General features: G+C 63.4%; 5 protein-coding genes. All 5 read left to right on the top strand.

What is annotated here, in order from left to right; genetic code table 11:
• The first annotated feature begins 105 nt into the window (after positions 1 to 105).
• The 5 genes from B5G02_RS01930 (at position 106) to B5G02_RS01910 (ending at position 17,764) form a co-directional block, all read left to right on the top strand.
• On the top strand, positions 106 to 2,862 hold the full coding sequence (locus tag B5G02_RS01930; RefSeq protein ID WP_094334970.1) for an ATP-dependent Clp protease ATP-binding subunit: 2,757 nt from the start codon (positions 106 to 108) through the stop codon (positions 2,860 to 2,862).
• A gap of 257 nt (positions 2,863 to 3,119) precedes the next feature.
• Positions 3,120 to 4,187 carry a DNA integrity scanning diadenylate cyclase DisA gene (gene disA / locus B5G02_RS01925; protein ID WP_094334969.1) on the top strand — a complete coding sequence of 356 codons (1,068 nt, stop codon included), beginning with the start codon at positions 3,120 to 3,122 and terminating at the stop codon, positions 4,185 to 4,187.
• A 122-nt stretch (positions 4,188 to 4,309) separates the two neighbouring features.
• A complete protein-coding gene (gene ispD / locus B5G02_RS01920) occupies positions 4,310 to 5,059 on the top strand; it encodes a 2-C-methyl-D-erythritol 4-phosphate cytidylyltransferase (protein WP_094334987.1) in 750 nt (249 codons plus the stop codon).
• 367 nt (positions 5,060 to 5,426) lie between these two features.
• A complete protein-coding gene (locus B5G02_RS01915) occupies positions 5,427 to 17,384 on the top strand; it encodes a SpaA isopeptide-forming pilin-related protein (protein ID WP_094334968.1) in 11,958 nt (3,985 codons plus the stop codon).
• 2 nt (positions 17,385 to 17,386) lie between these two features.
• Positions 17,387 to 17,764: a hypothetical protein gene (locus B5G02_RS01910; protein ID WP_241146129.1), complete on the top strand. Its 378-nt coding sequence runs from the start codon at positions 17,387 to 17,389 to the stop codon at positions 17,762 to 17,764.
• Positions 17,765 to 17,775: the final 11 nt, after the last annotated feature.

Genomic DNA, 17,775 nt, shown 5'->3' with positions numbered 1-17,775 from the left:
CGTTGTGTTACGATGTGACGCCTTTGGGTAAACAAGGAGGATGCGCAGCGTGTCGGCTGCGTCATCCGTGTGACATATCGTCAGAGCACAGCAGAGGTTTTACGCATGTTAGAGAGATTCACCGACCGCGCGCGCCGCGTCATGTCGATCGCGAAGCAGGAGGCGGTCGCGCTGGGAACCACGAACGTGGGCACCGAGCACCTGTTGCTCGCGCTCGCGAAGGAAGAGGAGGGCGTCGCCGCGGAGGCGCTCCGCTCGCTCGAGCTCTCCTATGACGACATCATGACGCAGCTCAAGGAGTCGGCGACCACGAAGCCGGGCGGCACCGGGACGGTGTCCGCCGCGGCTCCGGAGGGCGCTGCGGCCGACGGCCCCACGACGGGCGATGCGCCCGCGGCCGAGGGCGGCGCCGCCGAGCCCGCCGCCGGCGAGGAGCCGGGTCACGAGCCCGCGCCCGGCACGGGCGGCAAGCTCGCCTTCACCCCCGCCGTGATCCACGTCATGGAGGCGGCGTTCCGCCAGGCGCGCAGCCACGACCAGACCTACGTCTCCACCGAGCACCTGCTGCTCGGCATCGTCGACGAGACCTCATGCCGCGCCATGGACATCCTCATGCGGCTGGGCGTCTCCGCCCCGGCGATCCGCCAGGCGGTGGAGCAGCTCATCTCGAAGGACCAGGGCAAGCGCCCCATGGCGGGCGCGGGCTTCGGCCGGCCGGGCGCGGGGCTGCCGTTCTTCTCCGGCGAGGCCACGGGCGGCAAGCAGGACAAGGGCGGCTCGATGCTCGAGCAGTTCGGCACGAACCTCACCGCGAAGGCGCGCGCCGGCGAGCTCGACCCGGTGATCGGCCGCGAGCGCGAGATCGGCCGCATGATGGAGATCCTCTCGCGCCGCAACAAGAACAACCCGCTCATCCTGGGCGACCCGGGTGTGGGCAAGACCGCGCTCGTAGAAGGCCTTGCGCAGGAGATCGCCGCCGGCAACGTGCCCGAGAATCTCATGGACAAGAACATCTGGGCGCTCGATCTGCCCGGACTTGTTGCCGGTGCGAAGTACCGCGGCGAGTTCGAGGAGCGCCTGAAGGGCGTCATCCAAGAATGCACGGACGCCGATGACGTCATCCTTTTTATCGACGAGATGCACACGCTCATCGGTGCCGGTTCCGCCGAGGGATCCATCGATGCGAGCTCTATGTTGAAGCCCGTGCTTGCGCGCGGCGCATTCCAGATCATCGGTGCCACCACGGCCGAGGAATTCCGCAAGTACCTCACGAAAGACCCCGCGTTCGAGCGTCGCTTCCAGTCGATCGACGTGGAGGAGCCGAGTGTCGAGGATACGGTTCAGATTTTGAGCGCACTGCTTCCGCGCTACGAGGAGCACCACCACGTGCGTTACACGCCCGAAGCCGTCGAGGCGGCCGCAAGCCTTTCGGCGCGCTACATCCAAGACCGCTACCTGCCGGACAAGGCGATCGACCTCATCGATGAATCCGGCGCACGAGCGCGTATCGCGAAGAATCGCGCTCCCGAAGCCGTTCGCGATGCCGAGGCGAAGGTCGCTGAGCTCAAGGCCGCGATGGAAGAGGCGTCCGAGGCGGACGACATGAACCGCGCTGCCGAGCTCAAGGAGCAGGAGCACGAGGCTGAAATCGCGCTGTCTGAAGCGCGTGCCGCATGGACAGCTGAGCTCGACGCGAGCCCGCTCGTTATCGATACGGAGCAGATTGCGGATATCGTGAGCGCCACCTCCGGTGTGCCGGTATCCTCGCTCACCGAGGACGAGAGCCGCCGCCTGCTCGCGTGCGAGGACGCGCTCAAGACGCGCATCATCGGCCAGGACGAGGCGGTCGCCGCCGTGGCGAAGGCCATCCGCCGTAGCCGTTCGCCGCTCAAAGATCCGCGTCGCCCCGGTGGCTCGTTCATCTTCCTGGGACCCACGGGCACGGGCAAGACCGAGCTTGCGAAGACGCTCGCCGAGTACCTTTTCGGTAGCAAGGACGCGCTCATTTCGTTCGACATGAGCGAGTTCGCGAGCGAGTACGAGGTCTCGAAACTCATCGGTTCGCCACCGGGCTACGTTGGTCACGAGGAGGGCGGTCAGCTCACGAAGGCTGTGCGTCGGCACCCGTATTCGGTCGTGCTCTTCGACGAGATCGAGAAGGCGCATCCGGATATCTTCAACATCCTGCTGCAGGTTCTCGACGAAGGTCGCCTCACGGATGGCCAGGGCAAGACGGTCGACTTCCGCAACACGGTCGTCATCATGACGTCGAACGTGGGCGCGCGCGAGATCGCGCAGGAATCGAGCGTGGGCTTTGGCAGCACAGGCGAGGCGGGGCTCTCTGGCAAGGAGATCAAGAGCCGCGCCATGACCGAGCTCAAGCGCCTGTTCCGTCCCGAGTTCCTGAACCGCGTGGACGATATCGTGGTGTTCCAGAAGCTCACGGGTGAGAGCCTTACCGCGATCGCGGAGCTCTTGGTCGACGACCTGCGCCAGCGCCTCATTGCGAACGGCATGAACATCCGGCTCACCGATGCCGCGGTGGCGAAGATTGTCGCCGAGGGCACCGACCTCACGAACGGCGCGCGTCCGCTGCGCCGTGCTATCCAGCGCCTCATCGAGGATCCGCTTTCCGAAGAGCTCCTGGCGGGCGAGTGGCGCGCGGGCGACACGGTCCTCTGCGACGTTGATGGCGGGGAGTTCGTGTTCAGCCACGGTACGGGTGAGATTCCTGCGCCACGCGCGACCGGCGAGCTTGGGGCGAGCTTCGAGACCGCGCCGCATTCGGCGGGTGCCGCGCCGCGCCTAGGCGGTGGCGGTTCCGGCGGAATCCAGCAGGTAGGAGCCGGCGCGAAGGGATAGGGTTCGAACGGATACCGACACAAGAGATTGAAGCGAGCGGGCGTCACGCAGGTGGCGCCCGTTTTGCTGTACGGCAGGCACGCGAAGGGCCGCCCCGGGGCGACGCCTTCATGCCCGTCCTCCAAAATGACGACCCAAGGCGGCACACAAGGTGTTAGGCAATTTTTCGTAAAGTCCCGTGTGCCGTCCCGTACGCCCGCCCGCTCATGCGAAAATAGATGCATACGTGTGAACGTCGTGCGAGATGGGGGAGTAGAGTGGACAAAGAAGAGATTCAAAAGCGCATGAACGAGGCCATCCGCCTCACCGCCCCCGGTCAGCCCATCCGCACCGCCCTCGATATGATCATCGCGGGGCACCTCGGCGCGCTCATCTGCGTGGGAGACACCGAGCATGTCCTCGCGGCCGGTAACGACGGCTTTCCGCTCAACATCTCGTTCACCTCGAACCGCCTCTTCGAGCTCTCGAAGATGGACGGTGCCATCGTCATCGACGAGAACCTCTCGCAGATTCTGCGCGCGAACTTCCATCTCAACCCGGACCCGTCGCTCGCCACGAGCGAGACGGGCATGCGTCATCGCACCGCCGCGCGCATGAGCGTCCTCACCGACGCCATCGTGATCTCGGTCTCGGAGCGTCGATCCGTTGTAAACGTCTACGTTCACGGCAAGTCCTACCAGATCCAGCAGGTTTCCGAGATCATGGCCTCGGTGAATCAGCTCGTCTCCACGTTGCAGACCACGCGCACGCAACTCGACCGCGCGCTCCTGCGCCTCACCGCGCTCGAACTCGACGACTACGTCACCCTTGCAGACATCACGGACATCTTCTCGAGCTTCGAGATCCTCCAGCAGGCGAAAGACGAGCTCAAGTTTTGCATCGTTAAGCTCGGCAGCCAGGGCAAGCTCGTGCGCATGCAGCTCGAGCAACTCGCTGGCGACGTGATCGAGAACGACTACAATCTCATGATCCGCGACTACGCGCAGGATTCCTCCGAAGAGAACGCCGTGCGCATTCGCAAGCTCTTCTCGAGCATGTCCGCGCAGGAGCTCACGAATCCCAAGCGCGTGGCAGAGGCGCTCGGCTACGACGACCTCGACGAGGACTCTGTCATGACGCCACTGGGACTCCGCACGCTCTCCCAGGTCTCGGTTGTGCGCGACGGCGTGGCCGAGAAGATCGTGGACGAATACGGCTCGCTGCAGGAGTTGCTGGACGATATCCAGAAAGACCCGGAGCGTTTGGGTGACTTCGGCGTGAACAACCCCACGATCCTGGCCGATTCGCTCTACCGTATGGGCGGCAAGCATGGTGGTGCCGCGTGATGGCGGCTAACGAGCACGCCGAGGCTTCTCGCGCGGACGCTTTTCGTCCCGAGGCGTCCCGCTCTGCGGAAATTCAGACAGAAGATGACGGGTGCTTCGGCGATTTTGCAACTATGCCCGCCATGTATTGTCCGGATTTCTCGCGTGTCGAAGAGGCGGGGCAGCAGCGTGGCTCCGTGTGCGCGATCATCGTGGCGGGCGGCACGGGCTCGCGGTTCGGCAACCCCGGTGGCAAGCAGCTCGTGGAGATCGCCGGCCGCCCCATGCTCTCGTGGACAATCGAGGCATTCGACCGCACGCACACGATCGGCCATATCGTCGTGGTGTGCCCGGAAGAGCGGTGTGCTGAATACCGTGCTCGCGCGGTGGAGCCGTGCGGCTTCGAGACGCCCATCACCTTCGCCGATGCTGGTATGACGCGGCAGGACTCCACGCATGCCGGCCTCGTCGCCGCGCCGGAGGGCTGCGCGTACGTCGCCATCCACGACGGTGCACGCCCGCTCATCCGACCCGAGACCATCGACGCAGCGGTGCAGGCGCTCTGCGCCGACGCCGACCTCGACGGCGTGGTGTGCGGTCAGCCGGCTATCGACACGTTGAAGATCGCCGATCCGATGGGACTCATCGACTCTACGCCCGACCGCAGCCAGTTTTGGTGCGTGCAGACGCCGCAGGTGTTTCGCATCGACGCTCTGCGCCAGGCGATGGATTTCGCCGCGCGCACGGGGTTTGTCGGCACCGACGATGCCTCGCTCGTCGAGGAGGCGGGGGGCTTGGTGCGCTGCATCGAGGCTCCGCGTGATAACCTCAAGGTCACGGTGCCCGAGGATCTGCCTCTGGTCGAGGCCATCATGCAGATGCGCCGGAATTGAGGCCCTGAATGTGGGGAGCCGTGCGCTTGCCGCAGACGTTGCACCGTGTCCTGCTGCCGTGCGCGGTTTTCCACAGGGCAGCTGAGATTCGTGTCAGAATTGCACAAGGTGTTGAAAATTAATGTCCCCGGGGTAATATCCCATTTGCGATGAATAACACAAGGGATAGCGCTACGTTTTTAGGATAATCTATCATATATCCTAAAAACATAACCCCCCACCTCAAATGATGAGTATTGACAAAAGTACCCCCTCATAAATTTAATAGACTTACCTGGGCATCGTCCATAAAACTGCTTGTTAAATGGCAAATTTAGGAGGCGGTTTATGTGCGGGAACCCAGCCAGTTCGAGGGAGGCAACCGCATATGAAGATGAACCACGCCAGAATCGCTAAACTCCTGAAGCGCGCCTATCACTCGTGGGGTGCCCGAGCCATCGCCATCGTGCTCATCGTCGTCCTATCGCTGCAGACGGTTATGGGCTCCGGTGTACCGCAGGTGCTGGCGCAAGAGATCGGCCAGGTGCTCGCCATGTCGCGCGCGGGCGACGGATCTCAATCGAACGACGATGACGGGCAGGACGGTTCATCTGCCGAAACCCTTGAGACTGATAATGGTTCAGGGGGGGGGTCTGCTCAAAACGGCCAATCCGGCGAGCAGGATACTGAGGGCGACGTCGACACCGAAGCGGTAGCGAGCGCCTCCGACGATGCTGCCGACTCCGAGGATCCTGCTGCAACGGGCGATTCGGCGAGCGGCGATGATTCCACCTCCACGGCGACCGATGACGAATCCGATTCGACGGATACCGCGCAGTCTTCCGACCCCTCTGAAGACGGCGACCAGACTCCGTCCGATGCCACCGACGAAGCTGCCGAAACCGAGGATGCCGCTGATACCGACGCTACCGACCCCGACACCGAGGACGTGATGCCCGCCGAGCGCACGGAGCTCTTCAATTGGACGGGCGATCTTGGCGCCCTCAAACTCTCGAGCACTGGTCTTACCATCGCGCTGCCGGAAACCGATGAACCCGAGAACGCCGCCTCGGAGGCCGAGGACGCCGCCGGCGAGCAGGCCGACGCCACCGGCGATGCCGAAGAATCCGCGGCCATCGATGACGCGGAGGGCGCATCTGCAAGCGCGTCTGAAGACGAGCAGTCCGCAGCCGAGGAGCCAAAGACCGAGACCTTCGTCCCCGAGACCTATCCGGCAAAGCTCAACCTCACCTTCTTCCTCGATCCCGCAAACGCCGATCAGGTGGATACCGCGCCCGAGAGCATTGTCCCCGGCGACTCGTTCGAGGTCACGCTTCCGTCGGGCATCGCGCTTGCGAACCCCGCAGACGTGATCGATGTGTTCCAGATCGCGGCGGACGGGACACCCTCGACGGTGAAGATCGCCGAGGCGGCCTACAAGGGCGGCGTCCTCACCGTGACGTTTATCGCACCCGTGGACACGGCAACCGGCGAGGCGCGCGAGCTTTCGACATACAGCGCGAGCATCGACCTCGACGTGCTCCTCTCCACGAGTCTCGCGGGCGAGACCGCGACGCAGATCGACTGGCTGTTGCAGCAGAGCGCGACAGGTGCCGTGCAGACGGCCACGCTCCAGATCCCCGCGCGCTCGGCCTTTGAAGTCGTGGTCGAGCTCCCGGAGCTCTCGGATAACGAGACCATCGCCGAACAGGAGATTGCCTCGACCGACACCGTGATGAACGTGATGAACGCGCTCACGCTGCCGGGTATGATGAACGCCGCGAACGTTGAGGGTTCGACGACGTATTCGTACGAGAGCCTCACCGGATCGGCGCAGATGGCCATCACCTGGTGCGACAACAATTCGAGCAATCGCCCCGACATGGCAGGCTATGCTGAGAACGTCATCCCGCAGTTCTCGCTCGACGGTGGAGCATCGTGGATCTCGCTTGTCGATGAGAATGGCAACCTCACGGATGAGGCGCGCCTGAAGCTCTACATCGGCGATGGCGAGGCGCCCAATTGGGTGAAGCAGGCGAGCGCCGCGGCGCAGAGCATCGGTACGTGGAATGTGTCTGTCCAAGGCATGCCCACGCAGTTCGTCGAGACCGTCACCACGCCGCAGCTCGATGAGGACGGCAACCAGATGTTCGACGAGCACGGTAATGCCCTCTTCAATCCGCCCGAGCGGCACGAGGTTGCCATCTCCTGGCGCCTCAACGATACGAATGAGCGCCCCCAGAACTACACCTACGGCGAGAACGACGAAGGTGCGACGGGCGGCCAGCGCTACCTCATGCTCACGCAGGATTACACCTTTACCATCCAGGGCAAGCTCGGCGACAAGACGTTGAAGGAGATTTTCGGCAGCACGCTCAATGCGGCCGACTACGCCGAGTACTTCCGCTTCAGCGCGCTCATCGACAACAAGCAGGTTGTCGATGGCACCGGCAACGTGCGCTCCGACACGCTTGAAGAGATGATAGAGGCGCAGCTCGGCGAAGGCCAGGCCTTCGACATCACGTTCTCCGAGGACGGCAATACGGCCACCATCAAAGCGACGCTGCCGCAATACGACCTCAACGGCGCGCCGATTGTGTACTACGCGTACTTCGAGGACCCGACGGACACCACCTCGGGTAAGGACTACTACCAGCCTGCGTACAACAACTCGGCGTCTCCGAGCCACGGCAGCTCTGTCGACAAGCTCTACGACGGTGGCACCATGACGATCCGCCCCGTCGGCACGACGAGCTACGATGCGACCAAGGTTTGGCTCGACGGTGGGAACATCGATGAGCGCCCTGCGGCATCGTTCACGTTGTGGCGCTATTCGAAGAATGGCAGCCCTGCTACGGCATCGCAGGTGCAGATGAACGCTATCGACGGTTCCGGTACCGCCGCCGAGAGCGTCGAATACGTGACCATCGAGATCCCCGCAGGCTCGCAGGACGATACCATCGACCTGGGCAAGCTGCTCGCCGAGCAATATGGCGAGCAGGGCGCGAACATTCTGAGCAACCTGCCGAAATACGATCCGGACGGCTACCCCTATATCTATGCATTGCGCGAGGATACGGGTCTATCTTCCAACTATGAGGTTGTGTTCGGCTCCGTGGATAGCCAGGGTAACGAGACCGACACGCAGCCCAACTATACGGACGGGGACGGCAACAAGCAGGAACTCGATCAACCCGATCGCGCGAACGACCCCTTCATCTACAACGACGGTACCATCACGAACCGCCTGACCGGCACTGTGACGGTCGAGGCCACGAAGACGTGGGAGATCGCGGCGTTCCAGGACTCGCTCGATACCGTGACGGTCACGTTCACGGCGCAGAGCCGCCTGGCGTCGAGCACGAGCGATGCCGATTGGCAGGATACGGACACGACGATCGAGGTGGACGGCTGGAAGGCCGAGACCTTGAGCCAGACGTTCAGCGGCACCTTCGACCAGTACGATTCCCAGGGTCGCGAACTCGAGTACCGCTGGATCGAGACGGGTATCTCGATCGACGGTGAGCCCGTCGAGTTCGAGCGCGACGGCGCGGGCGGCGGCTCGTTTACCCTGACGCTCGAGAACATGGAAGGCGAGCCGGAAGACCTCGCCTTCACCTCGACGTTCGAAGAGGCCACCGATCCCGACGGTACGGACACCATTACCAACACGTTCGACAACACCACGTACGAGCGTGTGGATAAGTTCTGGGAGCAGCCCGACGGCACCATGGCGCAGATTCCGCCACGTGAAGCAGAAGCCTATGGCAAGGATCCCGCGGATCTGGATACCGACGGCATAGCCACCGTGCAGCTGTTCCAGGATGGCAAGCTGATTGGCGCGTTCGAGATGGACGGTACCGTCGATCCCTCCGCCACGGAAATCAGGAACCTCCCGGGCGCAACCTATCAGGAGACGAGTTCGTACCATCTCGACTTCGAGGATCTGCCCAAGTACAACCCGGAAAACGGTGTGCGCTACACCTACCTGGTACTCGAGACGCAGAAGGACGGCTGGTACGCCGACCGCATCTATGACGCGGAGACGCACACCACGACGATCAACAACGCCATCGGCGAGGGCGAGGGCTCCGAGATCCGCGTCATCAAGCAGTGGAACGACGGCGACGATTCTTCGCACCGTCTGCCCGTGGTGGTCGACCTCGTCGCGGTGAAGTCGATGACCGCAGAGCAGAACATTGATCCCGCAACGGGCGAGCTCTATCACTACGATCCCGGCGACATCGTGGTCGAGGACATCGTGCTCACGGCGGGCGAATCTTGGTATGCCGAGGTCGATGTGCCTATAGGTAACGTCGACTACACGTACTTCAAGGTCGTCGAGCGCGGCATGGGCGTCGTCGAGCAGGAAGACGGCAGCATCGAGCCGCAGTACCCAGCCGTGACCTACGAAGAGGCGGAGGACGCATACGAAGGCATCACCGACGACCTCGCGTGGATCAACACCGCGTGGGAGTATATGAGTACGAAAGACGCCGTGCGCATCGCCACGCCCGACCACGTCTACCGCACCACGGCGAGCGAGGATGCCGAACCGACGTATCTTGAAGATATGCAAGCTGTGACGGCGTCGAACCGTCGTTTGGGCATCTTCGACCTCACCATCGAGAAAACCTGGAACGATCAGGGAGAACATGACCGTCCGCAGGCCGAGCTCGTGGTGAGTTGCCTGGAGAACGACGAGGCGTTCGGTGTAGACGGTCGCGGCGGCATCACGGTGTCTGCCGGCGGTGCAAATGCGAACACGCTGCCTGTGGTGGACAACGAGGGCAACCAGCTTTTGACGGGCGGTGACAGCATCTACCGCGTCGAGGACGGCAAGCTCATCATCACGGTCGATACGGCCGATGACGCCTACAGCTCCACGTACTACATCCACGGCCTGCCCAAGTACGACGGCAACGGCCTCGTCGTGCACTATGACGTTGAAGAGCGCGGGCTGAACGGCAGCGAGTACGTCCCCACGAAGACCGTGGGCGACTACAACGTCGGCACGCGCCACTTCCACGACAACCAGGCCATTGAGTTCACGAACACGCGCCAGGGCACGCGCACGGTCACGTTCCACAAGCTCTGGCAGGATCGCTACGTGAACGACAACCTGCGCCAGCGCCCCGACATCTACCTCACGCTCTACCGCGTGACGGTGGGCGTGGACGAAGCGGGGAACCTCACCTACAGCGAACCGGAGCAGGTCGCGGGGTACGTGCAGTACCTGTGGTCGGGCACGCCCGATACCGAGGACCCGCAATACGAGCAAAGTTGCTCCATCGCGAACCTTCCTGCCTATGACGAGAACGGTAGTGAGTACATCTACTACGCGAGCGAGTCTATGGCAGCCGATGGCTCCGCGCTCGATTACGCTGACGTCAAGTTTAGCTACGAAGGCATGACGACCCTGCATGAGGAAGCGGACGAACCGCATGCGGTCAAGGTGCCCAATGCGGAACAGGGCAGCGATGACCCCACCGAGAACGGAACCGGTTGGGCGATTCATGAGGACGGCACGTTCGTGAACAGCCTGACCGACAACCTCGTCGCGCGCGGCACGAAGCTCTGGGAGGATGTGCCCGCGAACGTGAGCCAGGGTTCGACGGGTACGATGCTCGTCGATACCGACCTGCCCGAGATCACTGTGTACCTGCAGCAGCGCGTGCAGGGCGATGATAGCTGGCCGTCGCTTAAGTTCGAGGTGGCAGATGGCGGCAGCTGGTCGTTTGCCGACGACACTTCGGCGATCGCCTGGACGTCTGACCTTAAGCAGGTGACGACGAACCAGTACTCCTACTCCATGGCGCACACCGGCGAGAACAACATTACATCCGTCGATAATGCCACGGCTGAGAATCCGACGTTGCCTGAAAACCAGGAACTGCTGCCGCGCTACACCGAGGACGGCAAGGTCTACGAGTACCGCGCGATCGAGGTCGTGTGGGGGCTCGTGGACCAGCCGGGCGGCGTCACGTCTGAGTGGATCGAAAGCACGGACTTCTCCGAGCTGCGCGATAGCGCGGACGACTCGATCGGCGTCTACGTGATCGAGCACGGCGAGACCGGTTCGTTCCTCATCAACAACGTCTATACGTCCGAGACCGGCAGCCTCACGGTGCAGAAGCACTACACCGGCCGCGAGGCGGGCGACCTCTACCCCGAGACGACGTTCGACGTGTACCGCTACTACGTGAACGCCGAAGGCGAGAAGAGCGATGCCGCGCTGGTGGATTCCGTGACGCTCACGAACGACATGCTGAAGAACGGCGCGTCGCTCGACGGCTTGACGGTCACCGGTTCCGGCGAGGCTGAGACTACGGCGCAGTACACGTTCAGCGGGCTCGATATCTACGCGCCCGATGGCAGCTACTGGCAGTACTACGTGGTCGAGCACAACATCAACGGCTACAAGACCACGGTGGACGTGGGTGACATCTCCGTCGGTGACGTGAAGGGCACGGGCGAGGCCGTCGACGGCGGCGTGAGCTCTGGCGTGCTCAATCCCGCAGACGGTACCGTGCTCGCTCCCGACACGGTGGGCGCGGACGACGCCATCACGCCGGGTGACACCACGCCCGATGTGACGTTCAAGAACGAGTACACGCCCGAGCCGGTTGACCTCACGGGCACCAAGACGTGGGTCGACTTCAACAACATCTTCAATATCCGTCCCACGGCCGAGGAGTTCATGGCCGGGCTCAAGGTCGAGCGCATCGATAACAGCGAAACGGTCGATCTGGGCGCCACCGGTCAGCTGCAGTCGAACGACCCCGATGGGCCGTACTACTTCACGGTCTCGGAGAACGAGGGCACGAACACCTACACCATCACGCTTTCCAACGTGGACAAGTGGTCGCCGGACGGCACCGCGTACCGCTACCGCATCACCGAGACGCTGACTAACATGGTGCTCGGCGATACGGACAGGAATGCCGGCGGCTACTACACGACCGACAATGCCAAGGATCCGACGACGGCAACTTCGACCGTGAACGCGCAGAGCCCGGGTAGCGGGTTCCGCTTCACCAACACGCTCGAGGGTCAGGCGACGGTCGAGAAGAAGTGGAACGACGGAGAAGACCCCTATGGCCTGCGTCCCACGACCGTGACGGTCCGCCTGCAGGCGCGCTACACGTACGCCGACGGCGAGGCGAGCGCATGGCAGGATCCGGAACAGATCCTTAACGATCTGGGTTACTGGGAGGCGTTCGTCAAACAGTTCGAGGACGAAGAGGCGGCCAAGGCTTTCCTCGAGAAGACGTTGAGCGCCGATAATGGCTGGAAGAGCTCGTGGACGGGGCTGCCCATGGGTGGTCGCGGTACCGCCGAGGGGCATGCGGGCGAATTCTTCAGCATCGAATACCGCGCCGTCGAGGTCGCCATCGGCGACCAAGAGATCGATCAGCCGAGCTCCACGGATGTGTCATTCAGCTACACGAAGAATGGTGGCGGCGAGTACCACCCCTACCAGCCGGCGCAGGAGAGCTGGACGAACACGACGACTGGCAGCGCCACCGTCATCTCCAACACGCTCGAGTCCACGAAGATTACTGCCACGAAGACCTGGGAAGGCGATGCCGAGAACGCGTGGGATACGCGTCCCGGTGGCGATGAGTGGACCGTGCACTACCTGCTGCAGCGCAAGCTCGTGACCGAGGGCGATACTGCGTGGCAGTGGCTCATGGAGTACGGCGTGGAGCAAGCGGAGGGCCCGCTCGATGACGGCATCGTGTCCGCGACCATTTCCGGTACGGGCGATTCTGCGACTACGACCTGGGAGAACCTGCCCGATTGCAACGAGGACGGAGTGGCGTACGAGTACCGCGTCGTCGAGCAGGTGCCGGGCAGCTATGACGTGGTGAGCGGAACGGAGATCGCAACGGCGACCGATGAGACGACAGGTGTGACCTATCGCTTCTACGTGGTGGAGAGCGTGAATAGCGACGATGATCAATCGGTTGATACGCAGATGTTCGTCAACGACCTGCGCACCACAACCCTCACCGGAACGAAGACATGGGATGATCACGGTACGACGCTCGCCGATGACCTTACCGAGGACGATATGCCCGATATGGTGCTCTGGCGTGCGACCATCTTGGGCAACGGAACGTTCGGTGCCGCCGAGAACGTGACGAGCTATGCCGGCCAGCCTACATGGGAAGGTAGCGGTGAGAGCTGGACGTTCACCTATACCGGTCTGCCCGCAGCAAATGAGGATGACGTCGACTATGTCTATTGGGCGGTTGAGAAGGAAGCCGATGCGCCGGGCTACTACCCGCTGTACGGTACCGACAAGGCCGCGTCTCCGAGCGGCGCTGCCGGGACCACGGTGACGACGTCCGCGACGGCAGCCCAGGATGGCGTTCAGACGAACGAGCCCATTACGAACGTGGCGACGCGCTTCACCCTCGACAAGGTGAGTGACTTCACGCCTGAGGGCGAGGACGCGCGCGAGGACCTCCGCGATATCGAGCTCACGGTGTACGGCACGAACGACGACGTCTACGCCGTGTGGACGGATACGGACGGCGTCGCATCGAGCACCGTATGGCCGAAGGGCCAGAAGAACGGCGGCGAGACGGTGATGACGGGCGATAACGCCGGCTTCATCGTCGGCCTGCCGGCCGGTACCTATACCGTGAAGGAAACGAGCACGGCGCCCGAAGGCTATGCCAAGGCGCCGAACGTGACCATCACGATCGCGAGCAACGGCAAGGTGAGCGCCACCCAGAGCGGCAATAACGCTGTGCTCGAGGTCGAGGGCGCGAACCCCGGCGGTACCATCACGGTGAACGTCGAGGATCCGGTGCTCCGCGGCCACCTGCGCCTCACGAAGCACGTGTCCGACAACGGCGCTTACGGCGGCACGAATGATGCCGCGCTCGCGGGCGCCACGTTCAGCCTGTACCGCGTCGACATGGACAAAGACGGTGAGGATGAGCTCATTGCGAGCGGCCTCACGTCGAACAGCCAGGGTATCGTGGACACGCGCAACTTCGCCAACGTCTCCATCGAGGCCAAGAGCACCGCGGGCGAAGACCTCACCTACGGCGGCAAGTACGTGAAGCTCTCCGACGGCCTGCCGGCTGGTGAGTACTACTTCGTGGAGACCGCCACGACCTCCGGCGCCGTGATGCCGGACGAGGCGAACGCGAAGTCCGCCACGCTCGAGATTACGCAGGACACGCACTTCGCGTTCACGAACGCGCCGGTCTCTACGACCATGGGCAACGAGCGCTTCAACGCGAACGTGGTGCTGCACAAGTTCGATACGCTGACGAACGAGCCCATCCAGGGCGCGAAGTTCCAGGTCGACTACACGCCGTCCGATGACAGCACGGGTTGGGTCGACCGTGAGTTCACGACGGGCTCCGACGGTTCGCTTAAGCTCGAGAATCTCAAGAAGGGCACGTACGTCATCACCGAGGTCTCCAACACGGGCTACGTCTCGAATGGCTTCCGCGCGACGTTTGAGCTCACCGACGCCAACGACGATGTGACCTATGACATCATGAACATCACCGACGGCGCGGATATCAACTTCACCGTGACGAGCGGTGCGGATGACTTCGTCGACGGCCAGGGCATCCCCAACGTGCCGCAGCGCGGATCGGTGACGATCGCCAAGACCGGCAAGGGCGGCGGCACGCTCAACGGCGCGACGTTCGAGCTGCAGCGCCTGGGCGAGGACGGTACGACCTGGGAGACCATCATCGAAGGGCTCGAGACCGGCAAGGTGTATAAGGCCAACGACGCCAACGACGGCATCGAGGGTTCCGGCAGCACGGGCATCACGGGCAGGCTCCAGGTGACGAACCTCCTGTGGGGTACGTACCGCTTCGTGGAGACCGAGCCGGCGGACGGGTACTTCTGCGAGAACGCCGACGGCAACAGCGTGACGAGCGGTACGCTCACCATCGATCGCACGCATCTGAACCCGTCGCTCACCGGTACGAATGCGGTGGCGAACGAGCCCACGAGCCTCGAGATCAATAAGGCCAACGACGTGGGCCAGCCGCTCGCCGGCGCCGAGTTCCAGATCACCGCGCAGGACGACTCCGCGTTCGCGCACCCGAGCGAGTTCGCTGCGGGCACCTACGATGAGGCCACGAAGACCGTGACGCTCGCGACCGATTCCACCGGTCACATCGAGCTGGTGGGCCAGCTCATGGTGGGCGGTACCTACACCATCTACGAAAGCGGCGCGCCGAGCGGCTATGACCCGGCGGATGGCGTCTTGACCGTGACGGTGCAGGAGGATGGCTCGCTCGCGGTGCAAGGCGACATGCCCGACCGCTACGCACGGGCGGATCTGGATGAGGACGGCCATGAAGATAACGCGTATTCCTTCATGGTGACGAACATTCATGAGGAGATCGACATTCTGAAGGTGGACGACGACGGCGATGCGCTTGAAGGCGCTGAGTTCACGCTCACCGGCTTGTGCATGGATAAGAACACGAGCCACACCTACACTACCGATGAGGACGGTTGCATCCACGTGGACGCCGGCCTCATGGGCGGCGTGCGCTACGAGCTCCACGAGACGAAGCCCGCCGACGGCTATGCCCAGCTGGAAGATTCGCTCTACTTCATGATGGACGAGCGCGGCGAGATCGTGGTGACGGACGCGCAGCAGAACCCGCTCGACGAGGAAGAGTACCCCGAGGGGTATGCGGTGAACAGCAACCACATCTCGCTCACCGTGACCGACGAGCCCGTCAAGCTGCAGATCACCAAGCGCGCTCCTGCCGGCGAGGATGGCGAGCCGGGCGAGACGCTCCCGTGGGCGCAGTTCTCCATCACACCGGTGGACGACTCGAAGTTTGCCGCCGGTGCCAACCCAACCGAAACGCAGATCATGCGGACGGGTGAAGACGGCTGGCTCGGCATGACCGCTTGGCTCATCGTGGGCGACGAGTACGACATCACCGAGGTCAAGGCTCCCGAGGGCTACGAGCGCGTCACGGGTACCATGCGTATCCGCGTGGAGGAAGACGGCTCTATCAGCGTCGTCGGGTCGGTGGACGAGAACGGCAATGTAACGCCCGCGCCGCCCACGGGCTACACGAAGGTCGACGACAATGCCTTCGAGGTTTCCGTAGTGAACGAACCCATCGAGATCAACATCGAGAAGGTGGATTCGAACGATACCGCAACCGGTCTTGAAGGCGCCGAGTTCGAGGTCACCGGTGTGTTCGCCGGCTCGAACGAGGTCGAGACCCGCACCTTCACCACGAGCGAGGGCGGCCGCGTCGAGATCGAGGCCGAGCTCAAGAGCGGTAAGACCTACACCCTGCGCGAAGTCGTCGCGCCGGCTGGGTATGAGCTGCTCGAAGGCGAACTGACCGTTCAGGTCGCCGAGGACGGCACGCTTGAGATCGTGGGCGACGCACCTGCTGGTTACACGCTCGCCGATGGTGGCGTGACCATCTTCGCTGTGGATGAACCGCTGAGCATCTCCTTCGTCAAGACCGATGAAGAGGGTGGCGCGCTTGCAGGCGCGACCTTCAGCATCGCTCCGACCGACGGAGACGCCACGCTGCCCGACGGCTCGGCGAGCAAGACGTTCACCTCCGACGAGGCGGGCGTGGTATTCGCTGACCTGCAGGTGAGCGGCTCCGCCGAAGGCACCGCGTATGTGATCACCGAGCTTGCCGCGCCCGCGGGCTATGAGGTCGCGCCGGCGTTCACGATCGTCGTCTTCGAAGACGGCACGGTTGAGCTGGGCGAGGTTCCGGAGGAGCTGGCTGGTAAGGTGGCCGTGGATAACGTGGTGGCACCGAGCGAGCCTGTTGCCGGCGAGGATGGCGAGGTGGCGGATACGCCTGCTGCTCCGAGCGGCGTGGTGGTCACGCTTGCGGATACGCGCGTCGAGGCGCAGCTCGCCAAGGTTTCCACGGGTGGCGGCGCGCTTACGGGCGCTGAGTTCGCCGTGACGGGACGCTTCACCGATGGCTACACCACGAAGGCCGTGCCGGTGGACGCAAGCGGTCGCGCGGCGCTCGAGGGGCTCATCGTGGGCGAGACGTATCGCATCCGCGAGACCGTTGCGCCCGAGGGTTACAGCCTCATCGAGGGAACCTGGGAGTTCACCGTCCAGGCGGACGGCACGCTCGCGGGCGAAGCGACTTCGACGAGCGCCGACGAGCCCGGGTACTGCGTATCCGATGACGGCGTGACGCTTCGCGCTGTCGACGCGCCTACGCCGCCCGTCCCCGGCGAGATGCCCGGCACCGGTGATACCAAGCTCACGTACGCGCTTGTTTTGGGAATCGTGTCTCTGGTATGCCTTGCCGGCGGCTTGAGGCTCTCGAGGAGGAAGAGGTAGAGATGGCCGCTGGAGAGGCTGCAAGGGGGACGCGCGCCGCAAAGCGCGATGGCGCGACTCATGCCCGCAAGGCGATGGACATCCCCGCCCGCATTGACGGGCGCCATGCCTTCGCCCATGAGCGCGTGCTCGTGTTCATCGCGCTCGAGACGCGGCTTAAGGGCGCGGTGCGCTGCAGCAAGCGCGAGGTCTCCGAGATGCTCGGGGTGAATCTGCGTACCGTAGACCGCGCCGTGATGCGCCTGCGTGCTTCGGGCGAGATCGAGTCTGCGCCGTGTCACACTGCGACCGGTGCGCAGGTAGGCAACGAGTATCGTGCCACCAAGGAAGGGATGGCGCACGCCGACGCGCTCATCGCTCGCGCCTTCGCCGTGAAATAACGCGTCACTTT

The sequence above is a fragment of the [Collinsella] massiliensis genome, assembly GCF_002161605.1.
GTDB lineage: Bacteria > Actinomycetota > Coriobacteriia > Coriobacteriales > Coriobacteriaceae > Enorma.
The sequence above is the reverse complement of the archived record's forward strand: the minus strand, read 5'-3'. Positions and strand labels throughout refer to the sequence as shown.

Coding starts and splice junctions, on each gene's coding strand:
- B5G02_RS01930 (WP_094334970.1), top strand. CDS start 106: ATGTTAGAGAGATTCACCGACCGCGCGCGCCGCGTCATGTCGATCGCG.
- ispD (WP_094334987.1), top strand. CDS start 4,310: ATGTATTGTCCGGATTTCTCGCGTGTCGAAGAGGCGGGGCAGCAGCGT.
- B5G02_RS01915 (WP_094334968.1), top strand. CDS start 5,427: ATGAAGATGAACCACGCCAGAATCGCTAAACTCCTGAAGCGCGCCTAT.
- B5G02_RS01910 (WP_241146129.1), top strand. CDS start 17,387: ATGGCCGCTGGAGAGGCTGCAAGGGGGACGCGCGCCGCAAAGCGCGAT.